At 60.4% G+C, this 24,426-nt stretch carries 27 protein-coding genes and 1 riboswitch; of the genes, 15 read left to right on the forward strand and 12 right to left on the reverse strand.

The window, feature by feature from the left end:
- Positions 1 to 27: 27 nt before the first annotated feature.
- Both DAUD_RS02175 and DAUD_RS02180 read right to left on the reverse strand, forming a co-directional pair.
- Positions 28 to 312, reverse strand: a complete 285-nt coding sequence (locus tag DAUD_RS02175) for a hypothetical protein (protein WP_012301561.1) — start codon at positions 310 to 312, stop codon at positions 28 to 30.
- A 121-nt stretch (positions 313 to 433) separates the two neighbouring features.
- Positions 434 to 1,447: a chymotrypsin family serine protease gene (locus DAUD_RS02180; RefSeq protein WP_012301562.1), complete on the reverse strand. Its 1,014-nt coding sequence runs from the start codon at positions 1,445 to 1,447 to the stop codon at positions 434 to 436.
- A 328-nt stretch (positions 1,448 to 1,775) separates the two neighbouring features.
- Between DAUD_RS02180 and DAUD_RS02185 the strand changes: the two genes are divergently transcribed.
- The 3 genes from DAUD_RS02185 to DAUD_RS02200 all read left to right on the forward strand — a co-directional run bounded on the left by DAUD_RS02185 (position 1,776) and on the right by DAUD_RS02200 (position 3,219).
- On the forward strand, positions 1,776 to 1,973 hold the full coding sequence (locus DAUD_RS02185; protein WP_012301563.1) for a DUF1659 domain-containing protein: 198 nt from the start codon (positions 1,776 to 1,778) through the stop codon (positions 1,971 to 1,973).
- A gap of 226 nt (positions 1,974 to 2,199) precedes the next feature.
- Positions 2,200 to 2,586 (forward strand): hypothetical protein, encoded by a 387-nt coding sequence (locus tag DAUD_RS02190; RefSeq protein WP_012301564.1) that lies wholly within the window; start codon positions 2,200 to 2,202, stop codon positions 2,584 to 2,586.
- A 396-nt stretch (positions 2,587 to 2,982) separates the two neighbouring features.
- Complete coding sequence (locus tag DAUD_RS02200) at positions 2,983 to 3,219, forward strand: HEPN domain-containing protein (protein WP_200858720.1); 237 nt, start codon at positions 2,983 to 2,985, stop codon at positions 3,217 to 3,219.
- A 76-nt stretch (positions 3,220 to 3,295) separates the two neighbouring features.
- Here DAUD_RS02200 and DAUD_RS02205 read toward each other — a convergent pair whose 3' ends face one another.
- Entirely contained in the window at positions 3,296 to 3,571 is a 276-nt protein-coding gene (locus tag DAUD_RS02205) for a hypothetical protein (RefSeq protein ID WP_041570742.1), read from the reverse strand.
- Positions 3,572 to 3,816: 245 nt separating this feature from the next.
- Between DAUD_RS02205 and DAUD_RS02210 the strand changes: the two genes are divergently transcribed.
- Positions 3,817 to 5,148, forward strand: a complete 1,332-nt coding sequence (locus DAUD_RS02210) for a transposase (protein WP_012301369.1) — start codon at positions 3,817 to 3,819, stop codon at positions 5,146 to 5,148.
- 217 nt (positions 5,149 to 5,365) lie between these two features.
- Here the strand turns inward: DAUD_RS02210 and DAUD_RS02215 are convergent, their stop codons facing one another.
- Positions 5,366 to 6,859, reverse strand: coding sequence for a FapA family protein (locus tag DAUD_RS02215; RefSeq protein WP_166485070.1), 1,494 nt, complete (start codon positions 6,857 to 6,859; stop codon positions 5,366 to 5,368).
- 287 nt (positions 6,860 to 7,146) lie between these two features.
- Positions 7,147 to 7,237: riboswitch (cyclic di-GMP riboswitch) on the reverse strand.
- A 196-nt stretch (positions 7,238 to 7,433) separates the two neighbouring features.
- Between DAUD_RS02215 and DAUD_RS02220 the strand changes: the two genes are divergently transcribed.
- Complete coding sequence (locus DAUD_RS02220) at positions 7,434 to 7,730, forward strand: hypothetical protein (RefSeq protein ID WP_012301566.1); 297 nt, start codon at positions 7,434 to 7,436, stop codon at positions 7,728 to 7,730.
- 94 nt (positions 7,731 to 7,824) lie between these two features.
- Here the strand turns inward: DAUD_RS02220 and DAUD_RS02225 are convergent, their stop codons facing one another.
- From DAUD_RS02225 to DAUD_RS02240, 4 genes are all read right to left on the reverse strand, one after another.
- The gene (locus DAUD_RS02225; RefSeq protein ID WP_012301567.1) at positions 7,825 to 8,280 is read right to left on the reverse strand and encodes an RDD family protein; all 456 of its coding nucleotides are present in this window, start codon (positions 8,278 to 8,280) and stop codon (positions 7,825 to 7,827) included.
- Positions 8,281 to 8,564: 284 nt separating this feature from the next.
- Positions 8,565 to 9,896 (reverse strand): transposase, encoded by a 1,332-nt coding sequence (locus DAUD_RS02230; protein WP_012301369.1) that lies wholly within the window; start codon positions 9,894 to 9,896, stop codon positions 8,565 to 8,567.
- A 266-nt stretch (positions 9,897 to 10,162) separates the two neighbouring features.
- Positions 10,163 to 10,648, reverse strand: coding sequence for an NADAR family protein (locus tag DAUD_RS02235; protein ID WP_012301568.1), 486 nt, complete (start codon positions 10,646 to 10,648; stop codon positions 10,163 to 10,165).
- Between the two features lie 254 nt (positions 10,649 to 10,902).
- Positions 10,903 to 11,703 (reverse strand): L,D-transpeptidase, encoded by an 801-nt coding sequence (locus DAUD_RS02240; protein ID WP_012301569.1) that lies wholly within the window; start codon positions 11,701 to 11,703, stop codon positions 10,903 to 10,905.
- A gap of 153 nt (positions 11,704 to 11,856) precedes the next feature.
- Between DAUD_RS02240 and DAUD_RS02245 the strand changes: the two genes are divergently transcribed.
- The 3 genes from DAUD_RS02245 (at position 11,857) to DAUD_RS11425 (ending at position 15,344) form a co-directional block, all read left to right on the forward strand.
- Positions 11,857 to 12,723, forward strand: a complete 867-nt coding sequence (locus DAUD_RS02245; RefSeq protein WP_012301570.1) for a mechanosensitive ion channel family protein — start codon at positions 11,857 to 11,859, stop codon at positions 12,721 to 12,723.
- A gap of 129 nt (positions 12,724 to 12,852) precedes the next feature.
- Positions 12,853 to 14,268, forward strand: a complete 1,416-nt coding sequence (locus tag DAUD_RS02250; protein WP_012301571.1) for a stalk domain-containing protein — start codon at positions 12,853 to 12,855, stop codon at positions 14,266 to 14,268.
- A 326-nt stretch (positions 14,269 to 14,594) separates the two neighbouring features.
- The gene (locus tag DAUD_RS11425) at positions 14,595 to 15,344 is read left to right on the forward strand and encodes a 3D domain-containing protein (RefSeq protein WP_012301573.1); all 750 of its coding nucleotides are present in this window, start codon (positions 14,595 to 14,597) and stop codon (positions 15,342 to 15,344) included.
- A 7-nt stretch (positions 15,345 to 15,351) separates the two neighbouring features.
- Here the strand turns inward: DAUD_RS11425 and DAUD_RS02265 are convergent, their stop codons facing one another.
- The 3 genes from DAUD_RS02265 to DAUD_RS02275 form a co-directional block, all read right to left on the reverse strand.
- Positions 15,352 to 16,329, reverse strand: coding sequence for a DMT family transporter (locus DAUD_RS02265; protein WP_012301574.1), 978 nt, complete (start codon positions 16,327 to 16,329; stop codon positions 15,352 to 15,354).
- A 293-nt stretch (positions 16,330 to 16,622) separates the two neighbouring features.
- On the reverse strand, positions 16,623 to 17,393 hold the full coding sequence (locus DAUD_RS02270; RefSeq protein WP_012301575.1) for a sulfite exporter TauE/SafE family protein: 771 nt from the start codon (positions 17,391 to 17,393) through the stop codon (positions 16,623 to 16,625).
- A 39-nt stretch (positions 17,394 to 17,432) separates the two neighbouring features.
- Positions 17,433 to 18,134, reverse strand: coding sequence for a GntR family transcriptional regulator (locus tag DAUD_RS02275; protein WP_012301576.1), 702 nt, complete (start codon positions 18,132 to 18,134; stop codon positions 17,433 to 17,435).
- Between the two features lie 151 nt (positions 18,135 to 18,285).
- On the opposite strand from DAUD_RS02275, the gene DAUD_RS02280 reads away from it, so the two are divergent.
- Complete coding sequence (locus DAUD_RS02280) at positions 18,286 to 19,062, forward strand: DNA methyltransferase (RefSeq protein ID WP_012301577.1); 777 nt, start codon at positions 18,286 to 18,288, stop codon at positions 19,060 to 19,062.
- On the opposite strand, the gene DAUD_RS02285 is transcribed toward DAUD_RS02280, so the two are convergent.
- A complete protein-coding gene (locus tag DAUD_RS02285; RefSeq protein ID WP_012301578.1) occupies positions 19,031 to 19,657 on the reverse strand; it encodes a class I SAM-dependent methyltransferase in 627 nt (208 codons plus the stop codon). The genes DAUD_RS02280 and DAUD_RS02285 overlap by 32 nt on opposite strands.
- Before the next feature lie 255 nt (positions 19,658 to 19,912).
- On the opposite strand from DAUD_RS02285, the gene DAUD_RS02290 reads away from it, so the two are divergent.
- The 6 genes from DAUD_RS02290 (at position 19,913) to DAUD_RS02310 (ending at position 24,211) form a co-directional block, all read left to right on the forward strand.
- On the forward strand, positions 19,913 to 20,296 hold the full coding sequence (locus DAUD_RS02290; protein ID WP_166485071.1) for a hypothetical protein: 384 nt from the start codon (positions 19,913 to 19,915) through the stop codon (positions 20,294 to 20,296).
- Positions 20,283 to 21,320 carry a phosphodiester glycosidase family protein gene (locus DAUD_RS02295; protein ID WP_012301580.1) on the forward strand — a complete coding sequence of 346 codons (1,038 nt, stop codon included), beginning with the start codon at positions 20,283 to 20,285 and terminating at the stop codon, positions 21,318 to 21,320. The genes DAUD_RS02290 and DAUD_RS02295 overlap by 14 nt, the downstream gene beginning before the upstream one ends.
- A 114-nt stretch (positions 21,321 to 21,434) precedes the next feature.
- Entirely contained in the window at positions 21,435 to 22,028 is a 594-nt protein-coding gene (locus DAUD_RS02300; RefSeq protein WP_012301581.1) for an accessory gene regulator ArgB-like protein, read from the forward strand.
- Positions 22,025 to 22,153, forward strand: coding sequence for a cyclic lactone autoinducer peptide (locus DAUD_RS11885; protein WP_083756562.1), 129 nt, complete (start codon positions 22,025 to 22,027; stop codon positions 22,151 to 22,153). Before DAUD_RS02300 ends, DAUD_RS11885 begins: the two co-directional genes overlap by 4 nt.
- A gap of 8 nt (positions 22,154 to 22,161) precedes the next feature.
- Positions 22,162 to 22,614 (forward strand): hypothetical protein, encoded by a 453-nt coding sequence (locus DAUD_RS02305; RefSeq protein WP_166485072.1) that lies wholly within the window; start codon positions 22,162 to 22,164, stop codon positions 22,612 to 22,614.
- A 37-nt stretch (positions 22,615 to 22,651) separates the two neighbouring features.
- Positions 22,652 to 24,211 (forward strand): two-component system sensor histidine kinase NtrB, encoded by a 1,560-nt coding sequence (locus tag DAUD_RS02310; RefSeq protein WP_012301583.1) that lies wholly within the window; start codon positions 22,652 to 22,654, stop codon positions 24,209 to 24,211.
- Positions 24,212 to 24,426: the final 215 nt, after the last annotated feature.

A 24,426-nucleotide genomic window follows, 5' to 3' on the forward strand; every position in this document is an offset into this window, starting at 1 on the left:
CTTTCAGCACCAACCACGGATGGATCCTCACATTTTCGTTCTAAGGTACAGGTACGACCCGACGATTCCAACTACGGCGGCCGCCAGTTCCATTATGGTCCGTATGGTCCGTGTTGAAACCGTTCCGTCCTGTACCAGTTCCTTGGTCCAGAACCAGAACACTACGGCCAGCACGGCGTAGAACCCGGTGGAAACGGCCTGGTGGGTCATTGCCTGGAGTCTTTCGTCCAGATCTTTGCTTCTTCTTTTGATCCGCCGTTCCCAGCGCCCGGCCCGGCGGCCGGGCGCACCTTGTCCGGCGCGCGGCGGCATTCCAGAGGGAGCCCCGCTCCATGGCGCTCAGGCGGCGGTTACGAGACACACACGCGCGGTGGCGTTGAAGCCGGCCGCCCCCGTGCGCTGACGCGCTTGAGGTACGGGTGGGTACCGGAGGCTACAGGGCGACCCCCAACAGTCCGAGCACGTTCTGGATCCGGTTGCAGACCGTGGCCCGGTCGGAACCAGCAAAAAGCAAGCCCACCGCCTGGTTTTGCCCATTCAGGACGAGGGAACCGCTGTCTCCGGGGCTGCTCATCGGGCCGGTCAGGAATTGGTCCGTAAAGACGGCGGAGCGTCCACCGGAAAAGCCCACGATCATCCTGACTGCCACGTGTGTGACCTGCCCGTGTGTGAGTCCGGTGGTGCGCCCGCTCTTCTTAACGGCCATTCCCGGTTTGGCTTCGACCACGCCCTGCACGGCGCCGATTTCCAGAATTTCCGGCTGCACCTCCGCCGGGTCCAGCGGGGCGGCCAGGGCGGCGTCCACCAGGTTCTCCCCCGATGGCTGCTTAAAGACCTTGACGAAATAGTCCGGCCAGAAGAGGCCGACCAGGCGGTTCAAAACGTTTTCAAACCGGCGCGCCGTGGGACAACTGGGTTCCTGGCTTTGGCTTGCGAAACGGATCGGAATGAATTTAACGAGTCGTCCGATGGTGTCCGTTTCAGGGTTGCCCTTGTCGTGAACGCCCGGCTGGACGATCGGGTCCCCGACGGCGCACCGGCCGTCGGTGCCGTCGGACTCGTTGGCGAGCACGTGGTTGTTGGACAGGATCAACAACCTGCCGGTGGACGGCTCGGAGACAAGGGTCCCAAGGGTCCCCGCCGTGACCCGGATATGCCCGATGCTTACCCCCGGCGGTACGGGTCTCCACCTTTCGGTGCGCCCGGCGTGAATCTGAATCTGACCGACTTCAACCACGTCGGTGGGCACATCATCCAGCTTTTTGGGAACCAAGGCGGCCGCTGGCACCGCCTCCGGCGGCAGCTTCGCGCTGACAAAGACCGCCAGGCACCGTTCCGAAGTGGTTTCTTGGCCCGTGACTTTGTATCCCAGTCCTACCCCGACGACATTCGGAAGGGACATGAGTCGGGGGTGGTAACGCTCAAGCAGTCGACGGTGGTCTTTCATTTCCCCCCACACCTTTCCGGAATGGAAATATCGCCCTAATTGGTTGTGGCTACAATGTATGTGGGAGAGGCGCTGTTGGTGAGGCCGAAAGGTTCCCCTTCCGGTTATACCTTCCAGGATTCAGCAAGCAAGCTCCACCTGTGACTGATAGTTACAGATACCCGCCCCTTGTGCACGCAGGGGGCATCTAGTTCTTATGGACAAGGATTTCCCGGCCTTGGGCCATTTCCGGCGATGGTATATTGTGTGAGTAGGAGTGGGCAGCGGCCGGCTGAGCGGCCAAAAGTACGCAAATATCAGTCCGTTATAGGGTAGGGAGGTGATTTCCATGGTGGTGGATGCGATTCCGGTAACCAGCGTGATCGTGGCCCGGTTCGCCGTGGGCTTGGACGGCGAGGGAAACCCGGTGTTCCGCACCCGGCGCTGGTCCAACGTCAAGCCCGAGGCCGCTGATCAGGCCGTGTACGACGCGGCGCTGGCTCTGGCCGGCCTGCAGGTGCACTCGCTGAACGCGGTGCAGCGCTAGGTGACCAGCGAACTGGTCGAAGCCTAAAGCCTCGGGGTATCCGGGGGTACCCGCACTGAAAGGGGACAGTCCCCTTCGGGCCTTAGGGGGACTGTCCCCCCAGGGTACCCGCTTTAGCGGGTCAGCGGGTCGGCCGGCCCCGATCTCCATATGTGGAGTCGGCCGGCGTCGCTCCGGAGGTTGCTGTGGATGCGGTGGTTGCGGAAAAGGAAATCAAGCTGCGAATTTGGATAACGACCCGGGCATCAAGCCGGAGGTTGTCCGCCGGATTCTGGACTTCAACGTCAGGGTATCGGATAAGGCCGTCTACCGGAGCCCGACCCGCGGGGCGCAGGGCAACGGCCTGAAAACTGTGCTGGGCATTCCTTACGCGTTGGGGAGCAACGCTCCGGTACTGATTGAGGGTCAGGGAATCCGGCACGTCATACGGGCTTGGGCGGATCCGGCGGGCAACGTCCGGGTGGATCACCGCGAGGAACAGAGCGATGTGGCCCGGGGGACACGGTTTACGGTCCGCGTGTCGGCGGAAGACCAGAACTTTTCGGTGGTGTATTGGGCGGAGGCGTTCGCAGTGTTCAACCCGCACGCTTTGGAAAAAAATCGGGGTTTTTGAAAATCGCGAAGTTGAGAGTAAGACATCAGGGGGCAGCAGTTTCGGGGATGCCGGTGTCCGGAGCCAGGGCCGAGGCCGGAGGAGGACGATATGCTGGGTCAGGAGGCAGGCGCGCCGCGCCGCAGAGGGCGTTGCCACCGGCGGATCTGGAGGCCCGATATCGGATGTTGGTATTTCTGCTTCACCTGTGCCGGGATGCGGCGGAGTTACAAGTGGAAACCGCCCGTGATAGGGGTGATGTGGATGTTGACAGTAGCGATAAGTTAAAGATCATCGTGGAAAATGTCCCGGCGTATACAGCAACGGCTCATGCGTCTAGTCAGCACAGGGACTTGTGGAACCGGCCCTGAAGGGCGTGCTCCGCCGGATCGGGATTGAACCCCCAAGCTGCACGACGTGGGTGGCCTCCTGCTCGAATTCCGGGACCGTCTGCCGCCGGAAGTGGCCGCCGAAGCGGCCATTTTAGCCCGGATCTCCAAGTGGCTCCGCAAGGAGCGAGAGTTCTCCTTCTACGGAGACATTGATTTCATTCCCACCGAGGAGTACACCGAATCCGACGCCGCAAGGGCCATTCGGGACGCCAACTTCGCGGTGGAAACGGCGCGCAAGGTGATCCCCGCCCGGGACCAGTAGCTGAGGATAAGGTCTCTGAACCTCCCCATGGCTAAAGCCGGCTAAAGCCGGGGGCTTGCGGCGGAAAGGTTTTTCGTCAGTGGGATTCCCCGTCCCAACTTAATCCGTTCAGGTCCAGTTTGCCGTCCTGCAGCAGGCGGGCCTTGAACAGCCTCATCGGTTGGGGCAGGCGGTAGCTTCGTGGGCCAACCTGCACCACCACGTCCGCGTGTGCTCGGGCGATGCTTATTTTCCGGTTTTCAGGTACCGTGATCCGGGTGGTTACCCCCAAGAGCGACCCGGCTTCTTTGACGTAGACGTTTCCCTTCGCGAGAACGAACCCCCCGCGCAGCACTCCATTGATATAAGCCATTTGCGATGTTCGGGAGAAAAGATAAATAGGCTGTTTTAGAGTTGCGGAAAAAACATTTTACCCCGGTCCAATCCGGATTTTATGCGGTTTGCAGGGATGGGTAACGGGCGGATCGGCAAAATTGACCCCAAGGGAGAAAAGCGGAGAAAAAGCGAAGGAGAATGAGAAATAAGAAGGGAAAACCCCCTTTTGTGGAGAATCCTTTTTGTAACCACCAAAAAAGAACCACGAAGGAGGTTTCCCTTATGGCCATTATACCACAACAGCGGCTTTTTGGGTGGCAGGAAATCGACGAACTCGGTGACTTGGAACGTTTTTTGCTTGTAGTGAACCACCTGCCCGATGAGCAGTTGATGCAAAAGCTGGAGAGAGAGCGTGGTAAGGGACGGGATGATTACCCGGTGCGGGCGGTTTGGAACTCCATCCTGGCCGGGATCGTATTTCAGCACGTGTCTGTGGAGAGCCTGCGGCGGGAACTCTGCCGGAACGGCCAGTTGCGGGAACTTTGCGGTTTTGATCCGGCCCGGGGCGAGGATGCCGTTCCGCCTTCTTACATATACAGCCGCATCTTGGTGAAACTGATGCGGCACGCCGACGAAGTGGAAAACATATTTACGCGGCTGGTGGATGAAATAAGAGTGCTGCTACCGGATTTCGGTCGAATTTTGGCCATAGACAGCAAAGCCGTCAGCAGTCTGGCCCGGGGCAAAAAGCGGGATGAAGAAGAGAAGGTCCAAAAGCCTGACGGGCGCCGGGACACCGATGCGGACTGGGGCCGGAAAACATACCGGGGGCGTAAGAAAGGCGGCACCCTATGGGAAAAAGTCGTGTGGTGGTTTGGCTACAAACTCCACCTCGTAGTTGACGCTGTTTATGAATTGCCGGTGGGATTTGCGGTGACAAAGGCATCGGCCAGCGACGTGAAAGAGGGACATATACTCATTGATCGGGTGGCGAAAGAGCATCCGGAGATTGTGGCCCGCTGCGAGGCATTGGCGGCGGACAAAGCCTTTGACGACATCAAGCTAAACGTGAAACTCTGGGACGAATACCGGATCAAGCCCGTGATTGACATCCGCAACACGTGGCGGGACGGCGAGGAGACGTGGCTTGTAACCGGTAAGGAGAACATCGTTTACGATTACCGTGGAACGGTTTATTGTTGCTGCCCCGAGACAAACAAACATCGCGAGATGGCCTTCGGGGGATTTGAGAAAGACCGGGAAACCTTGAAATACCGCTGTCCGGCCCGGCACTACGGAGTAGAGTGCCGGGGCATGGAACAATGTGCCGCAACCGGTGGGATACGTATTCCCCTGGTGGAAGACCGGCGGATCTTCACCCCGCTGGCGCGGTCCAGCTACAAGTGGAAAACACTCTACAAAAAGCGTACGGCGGTAGAAAGGGTAAATGCCCGCCTGGACGAGGCCTACGGATTTGAAAAGCATTTCATTCGGGGCTTGAAGAAGATGAAGCTGCGTTGCGGGTTGGCCCTGATGGTGATGCTGGCGATGGCCGTGGGCCGACTGCGACAAAAACAAGGAATAGACTTAAGGAGCCTGGTGAAGGCGGCCTGACGGGGCTCAACCGGAAAACAGATTACCTGCCAAGAGACGCCCAGAGTGGCGCTGGGGTAAGTTTGCCCTTTGGCAGAGCGGCATAGTCTATATACTCCATTTACCCCAATATTAGGTTGCTAACTGTGTTTTGTGGCTTGGGGAACAGCCGGTGCCGGGTGTGGGCGTTGCCTTGTCGGGACCAAAAATGCTTACAACGCAAAACGCTGATTGATATCTACGTCCCCCCGGCGATGACGGTACAGTGGTATATTCCTTTCCCGAAGATGAACACCCGTCCTGTCGCTTCAATCCGACTGTTCACCGCATAGGGCAGACTGGCGTCGGCACAGGAAGTGGTCTCGTTTTCGAGACAACTGCAAATAAAACTGCTCTTGTGGTACAACTCCTCCAGATCCTGGATATCTCCAAACTGAACCACGCCGGTAAAGTTCCTTTCAAGCAGGTTAACAAGATCCTTCAATTCGTCGGGCATGGCCGGCACAGTTTTGCGAATCCTAGTGCAAAGATCGTAAACCTGGGCGCGCAACCGTGGAAATCTCACTTCGATGAGATTGAGTACCAGCAAGTTAAAGGTGACGTTCACTTCCTGAAAAACCGGCGATTTCATCAGCTCGCGGGCTAGGTGGATAAGCAGTTCCAAGCTCTGTGTAATCTGCTCCAGTTGGGGCCGGATTGTTTGGAGCGAGCAGCATAACGAACACCCGGCCTGCAGGTTGCTGGCAAAAACATTGCCTCCGACTTGGAGGTGACCGACCGCTGCAATCTTCGCTTGGTTGACTGTGCCGGCAACCAGCACGTTTTCGGCGGCCTCTACAGTCATCCCCTCGCCTACGTTCCCTTTGATGTGCACGTTGCCCCGAAATCGGATGTTCTGATCCTGGGGAGTCAGGTCACCCTCATGGACAAAAACCGGCTGAACACTGAAGACAACCCTGTTCCGGCTGACCCTGGCCGTCGGCAGCCCGCTGGTGGTCGCCACCACCCGCAGTCCCTCGTCAAGTAACCGGGTTCCGGGACCGGCTATGAGTTCGATGCTTTCCTGCTTGGGGGGAAGGATCACATCGCCCCGTACCGTGTTCCCAGGTTCCCCCGGTGTACCCCGCCTCAGCACGGCCAGACAGTCACCCGCTTCAACCGACTGCAGTTGCCTGATTTCCCGAAAATCAAACGGCTCTCCCCGATCACCATCCTTTTCTACAAAGGGGCTCAAAGCGAAAAAATACTCCACCCGATCCGGTTCACCCGGCCGGGGAGGCCTACCCCGGGCCACCAGATAGCTACCCTCGACCGGCTGATCGAATATCTCCTTGAGATACGGATAGTTGATTCCAAATCTCACACCTTTGCGGTTGATTAAGTCCAGCGCCATTTCTTTTGTCGGCGGGATCACCTCGCGAATCCGGGCTTCGGCCTCCAGCATCAGGTTGAATTGGGGACCCTGGTCTGCGGGCACGTACTCCAAGACCCGACCGCACTTGATGGTCAAATGAGCTTCCAACCCGTCCGGACTGATCTCCAACTGCAGTTCCGGTTCCAAATGTTCCACGACGGGTTCCACTACGATTTGGTCGGCCTCTGCCAACAGGGCCATCCCCGTAACCGGTTGGCCGTTTATCAATAACTGCAGCTTGTTTGTGGCCCCGATCCGGGCCCGGCGCCCATCCCCAACCGGGTTCCGAACCTGTACCCGACCTCCTTCGATCCACACCAGTCCGTGGTTACCTCCGTCGGTCAGCGGAGAATCCTCTGCCGGGGCCGTACCGCCCGGAGTGTGGGTGGTCTGCACGGGTGATCGATTTCGACCGGCTTCCGGTTTAGAGGAAGGGCCGGCGACCGTTTCCGGTCCTTCAGGCCGGACCTTCACTCCAGGTTCGGCTTTGGTATGAAACAAGCTTTTTAGGAATGCCTTCAGTTTCTTTTCCGTGTCTTGACCGGACACTCAAACCACCCCCTCCAAAAAACAAGAAGACTACCGCCAAGGTAGTCCACAATCCCAGTGGCGGCCCGGCGGTCCTGGCTTTCGCCTGAAAGCTTTAGACCCGTAGCTTTGCGTCCCTGGCTTTCGCCAGGTTTGCCCTTTCTAGGAAAACTCGCAATTCCATATCTAGTTAATCAAAAACATATCTTTTGTGATGATACTTGTCAACAGGACGAAAATGGCCCCCTGGGCAACCGCCTGCCAGCGCGCCCAGAGGACTCTTGAGGTGTCGAAAGGTGTGGAAAATATTAAGGAATCCCTGATACGGCGCATACTGTCTCCGTGAATGGAGTAGAGATTGGAAATGAGTAAGGGTTTGGTGGTGCTTTGGGGCGGGGTTCTGGTAAGCTTGATGCTACTGGCGCTGCTAGCGTTCTTCAGCCTTTTCCCCCCGGAAATATCGTCTAAAACACTTTCCTATTTTGAGCGGGCTCAGGTGGAACAAGGGCGCGTCTACGCCCAGGCGCGTTACCTTTCGTTTGCGGCGGGCCAGGCGCTAACGCTCCTGGTGCTGGCGGCGGCGGTTTTCCTCTTTCACCGGGGCTGGGTGCCAGCAGCCGGTGGCCAACCCGTATGTCCAGGTGGCCGCGTACGTTTTTGAAGGTGGCCGCGGGATTGACCTGGACCTTGGAATCGCCGGCATCGTGGACGTCGAGACCACCGGATTGCCGCCGGGACAGACGAGGTGGTGTCTGCTACCGGTCGTAGACCACACAGGTTCCGGCGATGAGGTCGTGCAGGCCGCGCTTGTCCTTCTGGAAGGCCACCAGCACAAAGCCCAGCCCGAGAAGGAGCGCGCTGACCGTATAGCCCAGCAGGTACCTCAGCAGCGCCTTCCCGTAGCCGAATTCCCGCCGGCCGGGGTAGGTGACGATCTTGATCCCCATGATCTTCTTCCCGGGCGTCTTTCCGTCCCAGTTCACCCAGAAGGCAGTGGTGACGGCGACCCAGAGTACCAGATTTACGAAGTCGGCCCGGCCGGAGGCCTCCCCGCCGGTGTACCACTCCCAGCCGAACAGGGCGGAGACGAAGATGGTGATGGGAATACCCAATATAAAGCCATCCAGAATCGTGGCTGCCACCCGGACCCAGAAACCGGCGTATTGTACCGACGGCTCCCGGTCGGTGTCGAGCTGGTCCTGATCGTACATACCTTTAAACCCTCCCGGTGATCACAATACTACCACAATGTATGCGGCCGCCCGCGGTCTAGACCAGCCTGTGTCCAGCGTTTTGCGTTGTAAGCATTTTTGGTCCCGACAAGGCAACGCCCACACCCGGCACCGGCTGTTCCCCAAGCCACAAAACACAGTTAGCAACCTAATATTGGGGTAAATGGAGTATATAGACTATGCCGCTCTGCCAAAGGGCAAACTTACCCCAGCGCCACTCTGGGCGTCTCTTGGCAGGTAATCTGTTTTCCGGTTGAGCCCCGTCAGGCCGCCTTCACCAGGCTCCTTAAGTCTATTCCTTGTTTTTGTCGCAGTCGGCCCACGGCCATCGCCAGCATCACCATCAGGGCCAACCCGCAACGTAGCTTCATCTTCTTCAAGCCCCGAATGAAATGCTTTTCAAATCCGTAGGCCTCGTCCAGGCGGGCATTTACCCTTTCTACCGCCGTACGCTTTTTGTAGAGTGTTTTCCACTTGTAGCTGGACCGCGCCAGCGGGGTGAAGATCCGCCGGTCTTCCACCAGGGGAATACGTATCCCACCGGTTGCGGCACATTGTTCCATGCCCCGGCACTCTACTCCGTAGTGCCGGGCCGGACAGCGGTATTTCAAGGTTTCCCGGTCTTTCTCAAATCCCCCGAAGGCCATCTCGCGATGTTTGTTTGTCTCGGGGCAGCAACAATAAACCGTTCCACGGTAATCGTAAACGATGTTCTCCTTACCGGTTACAAGCCACGTCTCCTCGCCGTCCCGCCACGTGTTGCGGATGTCAATCACGGGCTTGATCCGGTATTCGTCCCAGAGTTTCACGTTTAGCTTGATGTCGTCAAAGGCTTTGTCCGCCGCCAATGCCTCGCAGCGGGCCACAATCTCCGGATGCTCTTTCGCCACCCGATCAATGAGTATATGTCCCTCTTTCACGTCGCTGGCCGATGCCTTTGTCACCGCAAATCCCACCGGCAGTTCATAAACAGCGTCAACTACAAGGTGGAGTTTGTAGCCAAACCACCACACGACTTTTTCCCATAGGGTGCCGCCTTTCTTACGCCCCCGGTATGTTTTCCGGCCCCAGTCCGCATCGGTGTCCCGGCGCCCGTCAGGCTTTTGGACCTTCTCTTCTTCATCCCGCTTTTTGCCCCGGGCCAGACTGCTGACGGCTTTGCTGTCTATGGCCAAAATTCGACCGAAATCCGGTAGCAGCACTCTTATTTCATCCACCAGCCGCGTAAATATGTTTTCCACTTCGTCGGCGTGCCGCATCAGTTTCACCAAGATGCGGCTGTATATGTAAGAAGGCGGAACGGCATCCTCGCCCCGGGCCGGATCAAAACCGCAAAGTTCCCGCAACTGGCCGTTCCGGCAGAGTTCCCGCCGCAGGCTCTCCACAGACACGTGCTGAAATACGATCCCGGCCAGGATGGAGTTCCAAACCGCCCGCACCGGGTAATCATCCCGTCCCTTACCACGCTCTCTCTCCAGCTTTTGCATCAACTGCTCATCGGGCAGGTGGTTCACTACAAGCAAAAAACGTTCCAAGTCACCGAGTTCGTCGATTTCCTGCCACCCAAAAAGCCGCTGTTGTGGTATAATGGCCATAAGGGAAACCTCCTTCGTGGTTCTTTTTTGGTGGTTACAAAAAGGATTCTCCACAAAAGGGGGTTTTCCCTTCTTATTTCTCATTCTCCTTCGCTTTTTCTCCGCTTTTCTCCCTTGGGGTCAATTTTGCCGATCCGCCCGTTACCCATCCCTGCAAACCGCATAAAATCCGGATTGGACCGGGGTAAAATGTTTTTTCCGCAACTCTAAAACAGCCTATTTATCTTTTCTCCCGAACATCGCAAATGGCTTGTGTCATTCCGGTTTCACCGGCCGCCGCCCGTCTCTTCCGCCCGCAGTTCATCCCGGAGGCGCATCAGCAAAACTCCGAGCCGGTTTTTCCCGGTGCCTTGTTTGCCGATTCCCCAGTGGTAGTCGTCGGGGGAATCGTGCACCAACTCCTCGTTACCGGTGGCGAGCAGTTTTTCACGCAGTTCGGGATGCTGAGTGAATTTCGCCCGGAGCGCCCTCAGCATCACGTCTTCCTGAACCGCGTCCCAATCGGCCCTCAGGGGCAGGTCTCGCCGTCCGCCTTCAATGGCGGCCATTTTGGCGGTGGCCTGGCAGCGCACGTGCTCGCGAAGGGGGATGGTTTTTCCGCTGCTGTAAGTGATTTCGGCGGTCTCGTCAAACTTGTTGGCTTGATAATAGTGCTCCACGGTCGGCCAAAAACGGCCGTCCAGCTCAAAGCCGTAGGCGGAAACGGTATTCATGAAGCCGTAGGGTTCAAGCGTCTTCCAAAACCTGATCACCGGCAGGCCTCCCTATCCCTCTGAACTTCGGGGATCACGGACTCGTTGGCAGTAGTATTCGACGTGATCCAGGGTTTTCCTCCCTCTTTGGTGCCGGCTGACCTTACGGCCGGGGGCTGGCCGACTTTGCCGGGGTTAACCAAACCGTATTTTACCAGTGACATAATCTTAGCGGACAGGCTTGAAGTTGACAAGTACTCCCGCCAGCGGCCTGCGCCTTCCGGGGCGGTTCCACAGAGGTACATCCGTAAGCCTCAGGGGATGATGTCCACCGTGGTGCCGACCGTTACCAGCTCAAAAAGCTCCACGATGTCTTCGTTTCTCAAGCGTACGCAGCCTCCCGACGCGTGGGTGCCGATCGAGTCCGGCTCGTTGGTCCCGTGAATGCCGTACTTGATGCCGCCCGGTGCCCGCGGGTCGTTTTCTCTCCGCCGGTCTTTTTCGCAGGGGACCGCCAGTCCCAGCCAGCGGAGCCCGAACCGCGGGTCGGAATCATTGTCTCCGGGGAGGGAAACCTTGTTCACAACGGTGAATGTCCCTTCGGGAGTGTATTCCGGCCGTTTGCCGGTGGCCACCGAGTAGATGACGGCCAACTCGCCTCCCTGGTAAAAGTAAAGCCGGTTGGCGCTCTTGTTGATGATGATGCGGTCCCCGCCGCTTTTCGGGCGCGGGTAGACGGCCAGCAGCCGGGCATCCGGTTTGGTGCGGACCAGGTACACCTCGCCGCCGGTGACGACTTTTAGTCCGTCCACCACCGCCCAACCCAGCAGGGGCAGCTCCTGCGCGGTCTTGTGGTGCAGCCTTTGCACGGTCTGGATTTTACCCGCGCTCACCGGCAGGCGGAACTCAGTCCGCGCAGCCTGATTCCGCACCGTAACGCCGCCGGAGCCGGCGAACACCAAGTTTTCCCCGTCGCGGTAAACGATCTCTGCCCTGGGGAGGGGACGTTTGTCCGGCGGGAAATGATAATTCCACGGCTTGAACTGGCCGGCGGCAACTAAGAGGATGGCCAGCCCGGCCAGCAGTCCGGCCAGGACGTACAATGCTCTTTTCATCGACTCACCCCCGAGTATTTTGGCAGCCGCGGGGGCTTCTTACTAAGGCAAAGAGAGGAAAAAACGCGCAATGTGCGAAGATAGACAAAAGAGCACGAATCTTCCAAGATGCCCGCGAGGCGATAACGAGCGCTACGGAAGGGGGAATAGAGGATGGACGGAATGACCTTCTTTGAACAGCTGAACGCAAGCGTGCAGACGTATCTCTTGGACGTTGCCTTCTGGCTGCGGGCGGCCGAAGTCACGGCCCGGGTGCTGGTCATTATCGTCGCCGCCCACCTGATCGTCCGGTTGGCGCGCAAGGCCATCCAGAAGCTGCTCAAGCAGCGGGACAAGGGCTTGGTCAAGGTGGATGAGAGGCGGCTTGGCACGGTCAGCGCGTTGCTTGGCAACGTCGTCGGCTACGTCGTGTACTTCGTGATGGTACTGATGATCCTCGCGCAGTTGGGCTTCAACCTGGGTCCGGTCCTGGCCGGCGCCGGCATTATCGGGCTGGCGGTGGGCTTCGGGGCGCAGAATCTCGTGCGGGACGTGATCAGCGGACTTTTCATCATCCTGGAGGACCAGTACGCCGTCGGCGACTACGTTTCGATCGGCAACTTCACCGGCACGGTGCAGGAGGTGGGCTTGAGGGTCACCAGGATCAAACAGTGGACGGGGGAAGTACACTTCATCCCGAACGGGACCATCACCCAGGTCACCAACTTTTCCAAGGAGAACAGCGCCGCGGTGGTCGATGTCGGCGTCGCCTACGGGGAAAAGATCGACGAGGTCACCCGGGTGCTGGAAGCCCTGCTGGCCCGGTTGAGGATGGAGACCGAGGACATCGTCGGCGAGGCGAAGGTCATGGGCGTACAGGCCCTTGGCGATTCGGGCGTGGTCTTGCGGGTGATGGCCGAGTGTAAGCCCATGACCCAGTTTGACGTGGCCCGCAAGCTACGAGCGATGATCAAGGCCGAGTTTGACGAGAAGAACATCGAGATCCCTTACCCGCGGATGGTGGTGTACCAGCGCGAGTAGGCCCGGCGGCAGGAAAATCGGTATTATCGGCGAAGTGTGCTTTAGTTGCAGTTAATCAACGATTATGGATGCCGTCGCACTAGCGCGGGAGAAATCGAATTTGGAAAGGGATGAGGACTTATCCACCGTTTGTCCGCCGCCACACTCCTGCTTCCGGTTCTTGTGTGCCTGATGCTTTTTCTGGCGCCGGCCGGGCCGGCCGGCGCCACAGCCTTGAGCTATGATGTCGGCGTGGTCATCAACGCCAGTCTCCTGAGCATCCCGGCCCATGATCAGCAGGCCTTCATCAAGGACGGGCGGGTGTACGTACCGCTGCGCGCGGTCGGTAAAAACCTGGGCTGTGAGGTGGAGTGGATCAGGGAAACCAGGCAGGTGGTCATCACCTCCCGGGGCCGACCCGCTGACCCGCTAAAGCGGGTGCCCCCGGGTACCCCGGCGGCGGCGCTTCCCGGCCGGACGGGTGACCGACAGCGGGTGCAGATCGTGGTGGACGGGCAGATCAAGGAGTTTTCCGCCGACTACGGCGAGCCCTTCATCACCGCTGCGGGGCGGACGGTGGTCCCCTTACGGGCGGTGGGCGAGGCGCTGGGCTGTGAGGTGGACTGGAACAGTGCCACGCGCTTGGTGACCATCCGGTCCAAACCCCAAGCCCCGCCGCCCAGCCGCGGTCCGGAGGAGTACGGGGAAACCAGGCCTTCGCCGTCGGGGTACCCGGGGGCACCCGGGGGTACCCGCTTTGGCGGGTCAGCGGGTCGGCGGGTCGGCCTGCTGCAGGAACTGGCCGAGTACCGGACCAACCTGCGCCTGCTGGATGGCACCTTCATCAACTCGGCAGAACTCGTGGACAAGGACGAAGAGAACTTCAGCCAAGCCCAACTGGACCGCTTCCGGAGCGACTTGGATGATCTCAGAAAGTACGATGCGCGGGTCAGGCTCCCGGACGGCCGCGAATGGGCCACCGCCGAACTCACGATACTTGGGCCGGCGATCGCGACCGCCGACCAGCTGCGCGCCTGGCTCGAGGCTGAAGCCCGGAAGCGCGTGAGGACTGAGCAGTGGGGGCGGGAGTTCGTCCCCTTCCCGGACCTGGTGGACCTCTACCTGCGGATCGGCGCCGAGTACGGCGTCCGCGGCGACCTGGCCCTGGCCCAGGCGGCCAAGGAAACCGGCTACTGGCAATTCGGCGGTGACGTGCAACCGGACCAGAACAACTTCTGCGGGCTCTGGGCGACGGGCACCGCCTTGACCGGCGGGGAATCCCTGAACGGGGCCGATCCGGCCCTGGTTCGCCTCGAGGCGGGCCGCCACGGGGCGACATTTGCTACCCCGCAAGCCGGGGTCGAAGCGCACATCCAGCACCTGTACGCCTACGCGACCACGGACCCCCTGCCGCCTGGCAAGGTCCTCCTGAGCCCCCGGTTTGTCTATGTGCAGCGCGGGAGCGCTCCGACCTGGCAGGGGCTGAACGCCAGGTGGGCGGTTCCCGGGACGACTTACGGCCAGAGCATCATCCACGACTTCTGGCTGAAAGCCCTCTACTACTGATCGGGGCCTTTTCCCTCAGCGCGGCTCGGCAACGGTCCGCTCCGGTGCCTGCGAGCACGGCGCCCAATGTCCATCCCCCGGGTCTTGGGCTTTAAGGTTCCGAAGTATGTGCGGCTTTCCGGGTCCGCCCGGATGGCGGAGGTATTAAACTTGGCCTGGTGTAAAAGGCCGACCGGAAGCTCCCGGGCCTGATAACCATCGTCAGCCGGTCCTATGCCGGTTTTTTCCTGTTTCCGGGCGAGTGCCAAGCCAACCCCACTTAGTTACAATAAATGGGTGTAATGTAAAACATTGCATTCAGAGGAACTTTTATTGACGGGTGGGTGTTGGTTCTGAGTTCCACGGGATGGCACACGCTGACCCCCCGGAACAGGAACACCTGTGCCAGGGTATCGCTGACCGACGGGGTACCCGCGTCAGCGGGTCGGCCGGCGCAAGATGTGAAAACAAGCCGGGGTGCCCGTGGCCTGTTATTGATCTCGGGTCTGGCGGTGGTGTTCCTGCTTGTGTGCGGCACGGCCTTTTTCGGGTTCGGGGGTACCGCCGGGCAGCCGGAACCCATGGTGATGGCGGTGGCCGAAGCGCCCGCCGACCCGCTGACCCGACCCGCTGACCCGCTAAAGCGGGTACCCCCGGGTACCCCGGGCGGGTACCCCCGGGTACCCCGGATGCCCGACCGGGTGGACCGTTCCAAGGAAGTCGACCCGGGCCCGCTCCTGGAAACCACCACCCAACAGTCAGCCCGGGCCGAGCGGTTGGAGACGGAACCGGCCGCCCGGGGCGGGGGGCGGTGGCTGGCGATGCTCGCCACGGCCTACACCCCGGATTGCGGCAACGGCGACGGCTACACCGCGACGATGACCAGGCCGCGGATCGGGGTCATCGCGGTCGATCCCCTGGTTATTCCCTACAAAACGTTGGTCTACATCGAAAAGTATGGATACTTCCGGGCCGAGGACACCGGCGCGGACATCAAGGGCAACCGGATCGACATCTACATGGAAACCAGGGCGGAAGCCCTGGAGTTCGGCCGGCGCTGGGTGGACGTCAAGGTCATCGGGAAAATAGAGGAATGAGGGGCTTTCACCGGGCCGGGCCGGTTGCCTTGAGGGCGCGCGGCGCGGTTGCCGTGCCGTTGACGTAGCGGTCCCGGAAGACTCCGGCGACCCCGAGCAGGATCAGGGCCGCGCCCCCGACGGTCCACGCGGTGATCGCCTCGTTCAGAATCAGCCGGCCCAGGATCATCGCGATGACCGGGTTCACGTAGGCGTAGGTCATGACGATGTTCGTGGGCAAACTGCGCAGGGCCCGCACGAACGAGGTAAAGGCGAGAAGGGACCCGAAAACCACGAGGTAGCCCCAGGCCCACCAGGCGGCGGGCGTGGGGTTCGGCAGCGGCTCGTTGAAGATCAGGACGAGCACAAGAAAACCGGCTCCGCCGAAGAGGTGCTGGTAGGCGGAACTGGCGATGACGCTCATGCCCACCGGTCTCCGGTTCTGGATCAGGGAGCCGATCCCCCAACTGACCGGTGCGGCCAGCAGGGCGATGACGGCCAGGGTGTCGGCCCGCGTACCGGTCGCCAGTACGGGGGCGGTCAACAGGACGAGGCCGGCGAAGCCGATCAGCAGTGAACCGGCCAGGAGCCAGGAGGGCGGTCTGCGGTCCAGAAAGGCCATCATGACGGCTACCCAGATGGGCGTTGAACCGACCAGAAGGGCGGCGTAGGCGGAATCGGCCCGCTGTTCGGCCCACATTACCAGCCCGTTTCCCCCAGTCCAAAGCAGGATGCCCGAGACCGCGAGGACGAGCAGTTCTTCCTTTGTCGGCCGGAGGCGGCTCCGGGTCAGGCCGGCCCAGAGCAGCAGCAAAACCCCGGCGAGCAGCACGCGCATGGCCCCCATGATGAAAGGGGGAAAACCGCCGCCTTCGCCCACGGCCACCCGGATGGCCAGGTAGGTGCTGCCCCAGACGACGTACACCACCAGCAAGTCGAGATAGGCGGACCAGCTTTCCCTTCCGGTCGGGTTGGAATCGCCGGTGGCGGTTGGCGCGGCGCTCACGTCCGGTCTTTGCCTCCCAGAGTCTGCAAAATAATAACTCCTATTGTATAGTGAGCGGAACTGGCACGGTCAAAGGAAATTTGTTGGTGCAATTTTTTTCCTGTGCACTCACAAGAAGGTAATCCTGCCGTTTTTTCTGTTTAGCCAATTCGGCCAGGTCCGGGATGTGGGCCAGGGCCACCAGCGCGGTTGCCGCAAGTCCACGACTCTGATAATCAACGCCTCCGATGCAGTGGAAAAGGTCTTAGGACACTCTAATTATAATACAGAATACAGAGGGCGGCGGCCCGGTGCTAAAAACCGAGCAATTTGTGCACGCCCAGGAGCTTGCCGGACATCACCAGCACGGAAACCACCAAGAACACGCGGATCCATTTGTCCCCCTTGTGCACGGCAAACGCGCTGCCCAGGTAGGCCCCGATCCCGTTGCCAGCAGCCAGGGCGAGGCCGAGGATCCAGTCCACCTTGCCGCTCAGCACAAAGACCAGCAGCGAGGAGAGCATATAGATGGCCGTGACGAACACTTTCAGGCTGTTGATCTTCACCAGCGACATGCCGGTGATCAGCGCCAGGGCCGCGATGATGATGAACCCGACGCCGGCCTGGATGAAGCCGCCGTAGAAGCCGACCCCGAAGAAAGCGAGCGCGGCCGCCGCGAGGCGCAGCGGGGTGAAGTTTTCCACTTCCGCTTTGAGGAAGTATTTCTCCGGCCGCACGATGATCAGCACCATCACCAGCAGCATCACCATCGCCAACACCTGGTTGAACATCTCGTCCGAAAGGGAGATGGCGAACCGGGCCCCGACGATGGAGCCCAGGACCGCCGGCACGCCCAGGAAAATGCTGAGCTTCGGATAGAAGAAACCTTTCCGGCGGAAATAGCCGACAGCCACGAGGCTCTGAACCATCAGCGCCACGCGGTTCGTGCCGTTGGCCACCGCCGAGGGGAGCCCGGCGAAGATGAGTACCGGCAGCGAGATCAGGGAACCGCCGCCGCCCACGGTATTCACAAACCCGGCCACAATACCGGCGACAAAAATGAGCAGTATCTGTATTTCGCTCAAGTCAACTCTCCTCTCCCAAAAAAGGGGCCAGGCCCCTTTTTACTTTTCCTGACTTTTAGTCGCGTTCCGGGCCACTTCCTGGAGGTAGGCGTGCCGGGACCGGTTGACGTGCTCGCGGGCGACGTGCTCGGCCAGGTCACCGTCCCGGAGCCTGATGGCGGCCACCAGCCGCCGGTGTTCATCAGTGGCCTCGGCCAGGCGCCCGGGGTGGGCGTAACCCACCCGCACGCAGAGATCGATATGGTCCGCGAGGGACGTGACCATATCGTACAGGCGGGGACTTTCGGCCGCCTTATAGATTACGTGGTTAAATTCCCGGTGGACACTCTCCAGTTGGCACGTGTCCCCCCGGTCCGCCAGGGCTTCGATCTGTTCTAGCAGGGCCTCGAGCTGCTTCAGCCGGCCGGGGCTGATCCGCTCGGCGGCCATGCGTGCGGCCAGACCCTCCAGCACGGCCCGGATGCGGTAGATCTCTTGCACTTCTTGGCTGTCCAGCCGGGCTACCACCGCTCCGCTGTGGGGCATATGGTATACCAAACCCTCCTGTTCCAACGCTCGCAGAGCTTCCCTTACCGGAGTTCGGCTGACCCCGAGCTCGGCGGCGAGTTTCCGCTCCACCAGCCGGTCCCCGGGCGCATACCGGCCTTCAAGCAAGGCCCGGCGCAGGTTCTCGTAAACCCGGTCCCGCACCTGATCGGCGCTTTCCGTCCCGGCAGCCGGGTGGTGCTGGTCTTCAACCACGCCTTACACCCCCGTTTCCTACGTACAAATACGTACAAAATGGTATACCATTTTGTCAATTCTAGCGCGGCCGGCAGGACAATGCAAGTGGTCTATTGAAAAAATAAGCGGAAACCAACGTTCTGTCTCCAAATTATGAAAGGCTGGATCAATGGACGGCAAGACCTGGCTGCGGTACTCCATCAGCATCTGGGACGACGTGCTCAAGGACCGGGAGGAGCGCGGCTACAACCACCCGGCGATGTTCCCGTCCCGGCTCACCGACCGCCTGGTGGAAATCTTCGGCCGCAAAGGGGGCGGCCTGGTGCTCGACCCCTTCATGGGCAGCGGCAGCACGTTGTATTCGGCCTACCGCCACGGTCTCGCGTCTGTGGGGTTCGAACTCTCCGCCGGATACATCGACATCGCGCGCCAGCGGCTGGCGGCACTGGGAGCCGAACCGGGCGTGCCGCACTACCCGCGGATCATTCAGGACGACAGCCGGCGGCTCCTCAACTACGTGGCCCCGGCCTCCGTGGGGCTGTGCGTGACGTCTCCGCCGTACTGGGACATTCTGAACCAGCGGCGCACCGCCGACGGCAAAACCATCCGGAACTACGGGAGCGACCCGGACGACCTGGGCCGGATCAAGGACTACGGCGAGTTTTTGGACGCCCTGCAGGTTGTCTTCGCGGGGGTGCGGGAGACAATGGTCACGGGAGCCTACTGCGTGGTGGTGGTGATGGACATCCGGAAGAAAGACGACTTTTTCCCGTTGCACATGGACCTGACCGCCAGGCTCCGGGACACCGGACTCACCCTGGACGACATCATTATCTGGGACCGGCGCGCCGAGTACAACAACCTGCGCCCCCTCGGTTATCCCCACGTCTTCCGCGTCAACAAGGTACACGAATTCATTCTGATTTTCCAGAAGCGGGCGGGCTGAACTCCCAGCATCCGAAATCACCCTGTTCAAAATAGCCGATCAGTTGAAGGCCGGCCGTTTCGGCTTGGGCCGAGAGATCGGCCTGCAGGAACTCCTTGTAGTGGCTTTTTTCGAGCCACTCAACCAAGGCGTAGCGCAGCCGGTACCGCCCGGGGGCGTAGTCGATGACCACCACCCGCTCCGTAGCCAGCCGGCCGACCCTGGACAGCAGCAGGAGACGGTCGGCGGGGGCGAATACGTGCAGCAGGAAAGCGGCGAAGCAGTAGTCGAAGGTGCCGTGGTCCTCCGGGGTGAGGTCAAAAGCGTTCATCTGCCGGAAGGTCACGTTCTTGAAACCGCGCCGAGCTATCTTCCCGGCGGCCCGTTCCAGCATCCGGGAAGAGAAGTCAATGGACATCACCCGGGCCATTGCCGCGGCGAGGGAGACGGTCAGGTTCCCGGTGCCGCACCCCACCTCCAGGGCCGACCTACCGGGGCTGATTTTCAGCCGCTTTACAATCTGGCGGTACGGTTTGATGTTGTGACTGGCGACCAGATCGTATACGGGAACAATCCGGTCGTAGAAGTCGACCGGGGTCTGGATGACTTTTTTCACGGGCGCGGATCACCCCCCTTGGCTTTCCCCTTGCCTGTTTCCAGTAGTTTAACACAGCTTGTCCTTCTTCGTGAAAAGAATCTCGCCGGCTGCAGGGGCGCATTCGGCCGCGCACTAATCCTTACGATCACCGGGTGGCGCTTTTTCAACAGGGTCTGCAACCAATTCCTCCGTCTGGACGTCTATTAACATATGAGGTAAGGTATAGCAAGAAAGGCGGGATAATCTTTGGAATTCCCGAAGTCAACTGAGGGTATGCCGCCGGACAGGCCCTCCCGGAAGAGAAGAAGGCTCAACCCGTTCTGGAGACAACTCGGGCTGGTGGCCGGTTCATTGGCCGTGTGGGGTGGGCTGTTGTACGGCGCCTACTACTATGCTACCGACTACATCGACACTTCCATCCGCACGGTCCAGGAGAGCAACGCTCTGCACGTGCAATCCCTGGCCGAGCGGCTGGACGCCATTCAGCTTGAGGTTGCAGAGGTTAAGGAGACGCTGGCCGATACCGACCAGGTGCTGGCGCGGTCCGATCAGACCCGGGAGGCCCTGAACCAGAGGATCAGCGAACTCGACCGTCAGTTGGGACGGTTGGAAGAGAGCCTGAACATCTTGAGGAAGTCGCCTGATGCGCCGCGTTAACCTGTTCTTCTTCTTTCTCGCAGCGCCCCTGATCGGGGTGTTGATTGCCGTTTCTTCCTTCAGCCGGGGGGCGCAGGGCCTGGAGCTGCCGGTTGCCGAGCTTCAGCCGGCCGTGGGGCTATTGGCGGACGGGGTGTACCAGCTACGCTACACGGTCGGCTCCGTTCACGAATCCCTGGAGGAACAGCAGCAGCGCTACGAGGAGCAGCAGGAACTCCTCAGGACCCTGGCCGCCAAAAGCGCCGAGCACAAGCAGCTTTCCGACGACATCTATGAGCAGCACATCCTGGACAAGCTGGGGCCGCCGGTCCGCGTACACCGTTCGGCGCGGGTGGAGGTCAAGATTTTTGAACTAAAGGGGATCGGGTACCGCGGCTACATCGCCAAGGTCAAGCCCTTCGACCCGGGTGTGCTCCGGGTGACGTACCGGGAGGGGCCGGGTGAAACCACCAGTGAGGCCGTCCGGCGCACCGGGGCGGTCTTGGGGGTGAACGGGGGCGGTTTCTACCGGGCTCCGGTTGACGGGCTGATGCACACCCTGCCCATTGGGAACACGATGGTGGACGGAAAACTGGTCGGGGGCTTCCAGCCGCCACGCGAAGACCTGTTTTTCGCTGGCTTTGACGGCCGGGGGCGGCTCGTGGGCGGAATCTTCAACGACCGCACGGCCTTGCTGGGTACAGGCGCCAGGCAGGGGGTCAGCTTCGTGCCGATCCTGATCAAAGACCGCCAGCCGGTGCCGATCCCGGAGAAGTGGCGGAACCAGCGGCAGCCGCGCACTATCCTGGGCGAGTACGCCAACGGCGACCTGATCATGATCGTGGTCGACGGGCGGCAGGCCGACTGGAGCAGCGGGGTGACTCTGGAGGACCTGCAGGTGACGCTGATCAAGTTCGGAGTGATCGACGCCTACAACCTGGACGGCGGCGGATCGAGCGTGTTCGTGTTCGGCAACCAGATCCTGAACCGCCCCTCGGACGGCCGGGAGCGGGTGGTGGCCACGAACATTGTGGTTTTGCCGTAGTGTCGAACAAGGTGCTAATTTGTCGGACAATAATTTTACAATATAAGCAGGAATTAACATTGAAGATGGCGAAAACAAAACGAGAGACAGTTTATGTGTCGGGTGCATGAAGATATGTCTCAGCTCAGAGCCCTTGCCGTCAACCTTTCCCGGGAAAGCGGCCGGAATGTCGACGTTATCGAGTACGGCCTGAAAGTCGGCCTGTACAATCTAGGTGGGATGTTCGGCGTCGCTGGCGTGGGTTGGGCCGCCGGGGTGCTGCCTTACGCGCTGGCTGGCTACGTTGCCTCCGGGACCATGCGGCTGGCCGGCGGCGGGGGACACACCACCACGCCGGTGCGCTGTATCATTCTGACCAGCGTCCAGTTCGGCCTGGTGGGGTTGATCGGGTATCACGTCGGTCCCCTGGTGGCGGGACCGCCGCTTTACGGGATTTCGGCCGGCATACTTTTATTCCTGATGTACACCGTGCTCCGGTTTGCGCCTCGGGACACGCCCAACAAACCCATCAGCAGGGAGCGGGGACGGAGGCTGAAAAGGTGGGCTGTAATCGTCTGGGCGTTCTGGGCCGGGGTAATCGCTTGGGCGCAGGTTGCGGGGGTTTCCGCGGCGTTGGTGCTTCCGGTGCTTCTGGGACTGGGTGTACAGGGTCAGGCCCTGGTGCCCGAACCTCAATCAAAACAATGTGGGGGAGGTGAGAATCGATGAAAAGAAGTCTTTTCATTCTCCTGGCCGCGGCGGCCGCCTGGATGGCCCTGATCAGCACCGCTTTTGCCTGTAATTTTACCTGGTACGAACCGGAAGTCCCGGACGTACTGCGTGAACGGGCATGACAGACTTAATGACCTTTTATGTTTACGGCCTGGCCGAAACCCTGGCGTTGGTGCTGCTGTGTACGGCCTTGCTGGGGGCGGCCTGGAAATGGCCCAGGTTACTGCCGGTTACTGTCCTGTATTTTGCCGGCGTACTTGCGGCGCGCGGCCTGCCCCTGCATTTCGGAGCCCACACCGTGCTGGCTGTCATCATCCTGGCGCTGCTGGTGTCCGCGTTGTTCTCCATTTCCGTCGGCCGGACGGTAGTGGCCGCCAGCATCAGCGTGGTCTTGCTGATTGTATTTGAATTGGCCGGTATGACCATAGTGAGGAGCCTGACCGAGGTCGACCAGGATCCGGGCCTGTGGCTTCTGGGCCGCCTACCGGTTGTCGCGCTGCTCCTGGCAGCGGCGTTGCTGGTGCGCCGCCGAAAACTGACGCTTTTTCCCGGCAGGGCTGCCGGTGGGGATCGCGGGGCATAGTCCGTTATGCCCCGTTGTCCTTGATTGGGGGTACCGTGTGAAAAACGACTTTGAGCCGGACAGCATCTTCGAGCGGTATGTCCGGGAAATCACCGAACTGTCCTGGGGTGCCCACCTCTTACTCCTGCTGGCCTGCTCTCTTCCTTTGTTCTTGTTGTTCGTCGGGGACGGACCGGCCGACTCCCGTCCCGGTTTTACCAGGCAAACTGATATCGCGTTGCCCACCCTGGCATGGGTGATCCCGCTGTTGGCCGTTCTGGTTTTTCTCCGCCTGCGCCAGGCAAGGCTCCCCAGTGCAAGACCGGCGGGCGTTGAACAGGTCGTTCTGCTCGTCGTGATCTGCGTCTGTGTGCTGACGCTGACGCTTGGGCAGGGGATGTTTTTCCTGGCTCTGGTTCCCGTTATCCTCGTCAGCCTGAACTACGGGAAGCGGCTGGGAATGGCATGCGCCGGTGTGCTGTGCGTGCTGATTACGGGATACGTTTACCTTTCCGAGGAGCTGGCGTATTCGGAGGTCTTTGTCGCTTCCGTGATCATCCTTATGTCGGCGGCCTATTTGATCGGCGGCATCACCGACATGAACCGGAGCCTGGTCGGTGAACTGGACCGGCAGCGGACGACCTTGAAAAACCTGATCGACGGGCTTCCGTTGGGCATTTGCGTGGTGAATGAGTCCGGGGCAGTGACCTACCGCAATCACCACATCGGCCCGGTCGAGGAGAGACTCTGTGCGCTGCTGGTGGTGTCTCCGCGGGACTTTTACAGCCCGGCCGAGGCCGACCCGAGTGTCACGGGCATTGAAATCGAATTTGAAGACCGGCAGTACCGCGTGCGCCGGACGGTACAGCGCTCCGACACCGGGGAAGATATGGTCTTCATCCTGGAAAACGTGTCCGAAACGTGGCGACTGGAACAGGAACTCCGCCGGTCGTCGTATCTGGCTTCCGTCGGGGAAATGGCGGCGGGCGTGGCTCACGAGATCCGCAACCCCCTGACGGTGATCAGGGGATACGTTCAGCTGCTTTCGGAGAAAAAGGGAGAGGGCATGGATGCCTTGAAGCCCTACTATCAGACCGTGCTTGACGAAATCGACCGCCTGACTCAGATCATCCACGACTTTCTGAATCTGGCCAGGCCGCAGGCGGTGAGCAAGGTTCCGCTGAATCTGAACGAGGTGCTGACCGGTGTACGCCATCTCCTGGAAACCGAGGCCCTCCGCCGGGACGCGAATCTGGAGATCGAATTGGACTCGTCTCCGGTGGAGATAAACGGGGATCCCGCAGGCTTGACACAGGTTGTGTTCAACCTGGTCGGCAACGCCTTCGAGGCCGCCGGCCGGGGCGGGAAAGTGAGGGTGCGGACCTACCAGCGGCACCACCGGGCCTTTCTGGAAGTGGTGGACAACGGTCCGGGAATCCCGGATGACCTGAGGGAGAAAGTGTTCGCCCCCTTCTTTTCCACCAGGGCCATGGGTACCGGCCTGGGCCTGGCCATTTCCCGGCGGGTGGCCCTGGATCATGGGGGGACGCTTACCTGCCGTTCCGAACCCGGTGACACCCGTTTCATCCTGCAGATTCCCATGCGTCCGCAAAGCTAGTTGGTTCCCCCTGAAAAATCCCGAAAGCCAAGCGGCCCCGCCGATTTCCCTCGACCCCGCACCGTTTCCCTGAATCTCCGGTTCGATCCCCTGGAAAAGGAATATCCGCGAGATAACCTCGCTGGCGGGGGATGTATTTTGGCCTTGTGAACCGGCGGGCAGGAGAAACGGCGGGGGACCGCGAACTCTTTGGTATAGTTCCCGGCAAAGACAGG

This window comes from Candidatus Desulforudis audaxviator MP104C (genome assembly GCF_000018425.1).
In the GTDB taxonomy this organism is placed as follows: domain Bacteria; phylum Bacillota; class Desulfotomaculia; order Desulfotomaculales; family Desulforudaceae; genus Desulforudis; species Desulforudis audaxviator.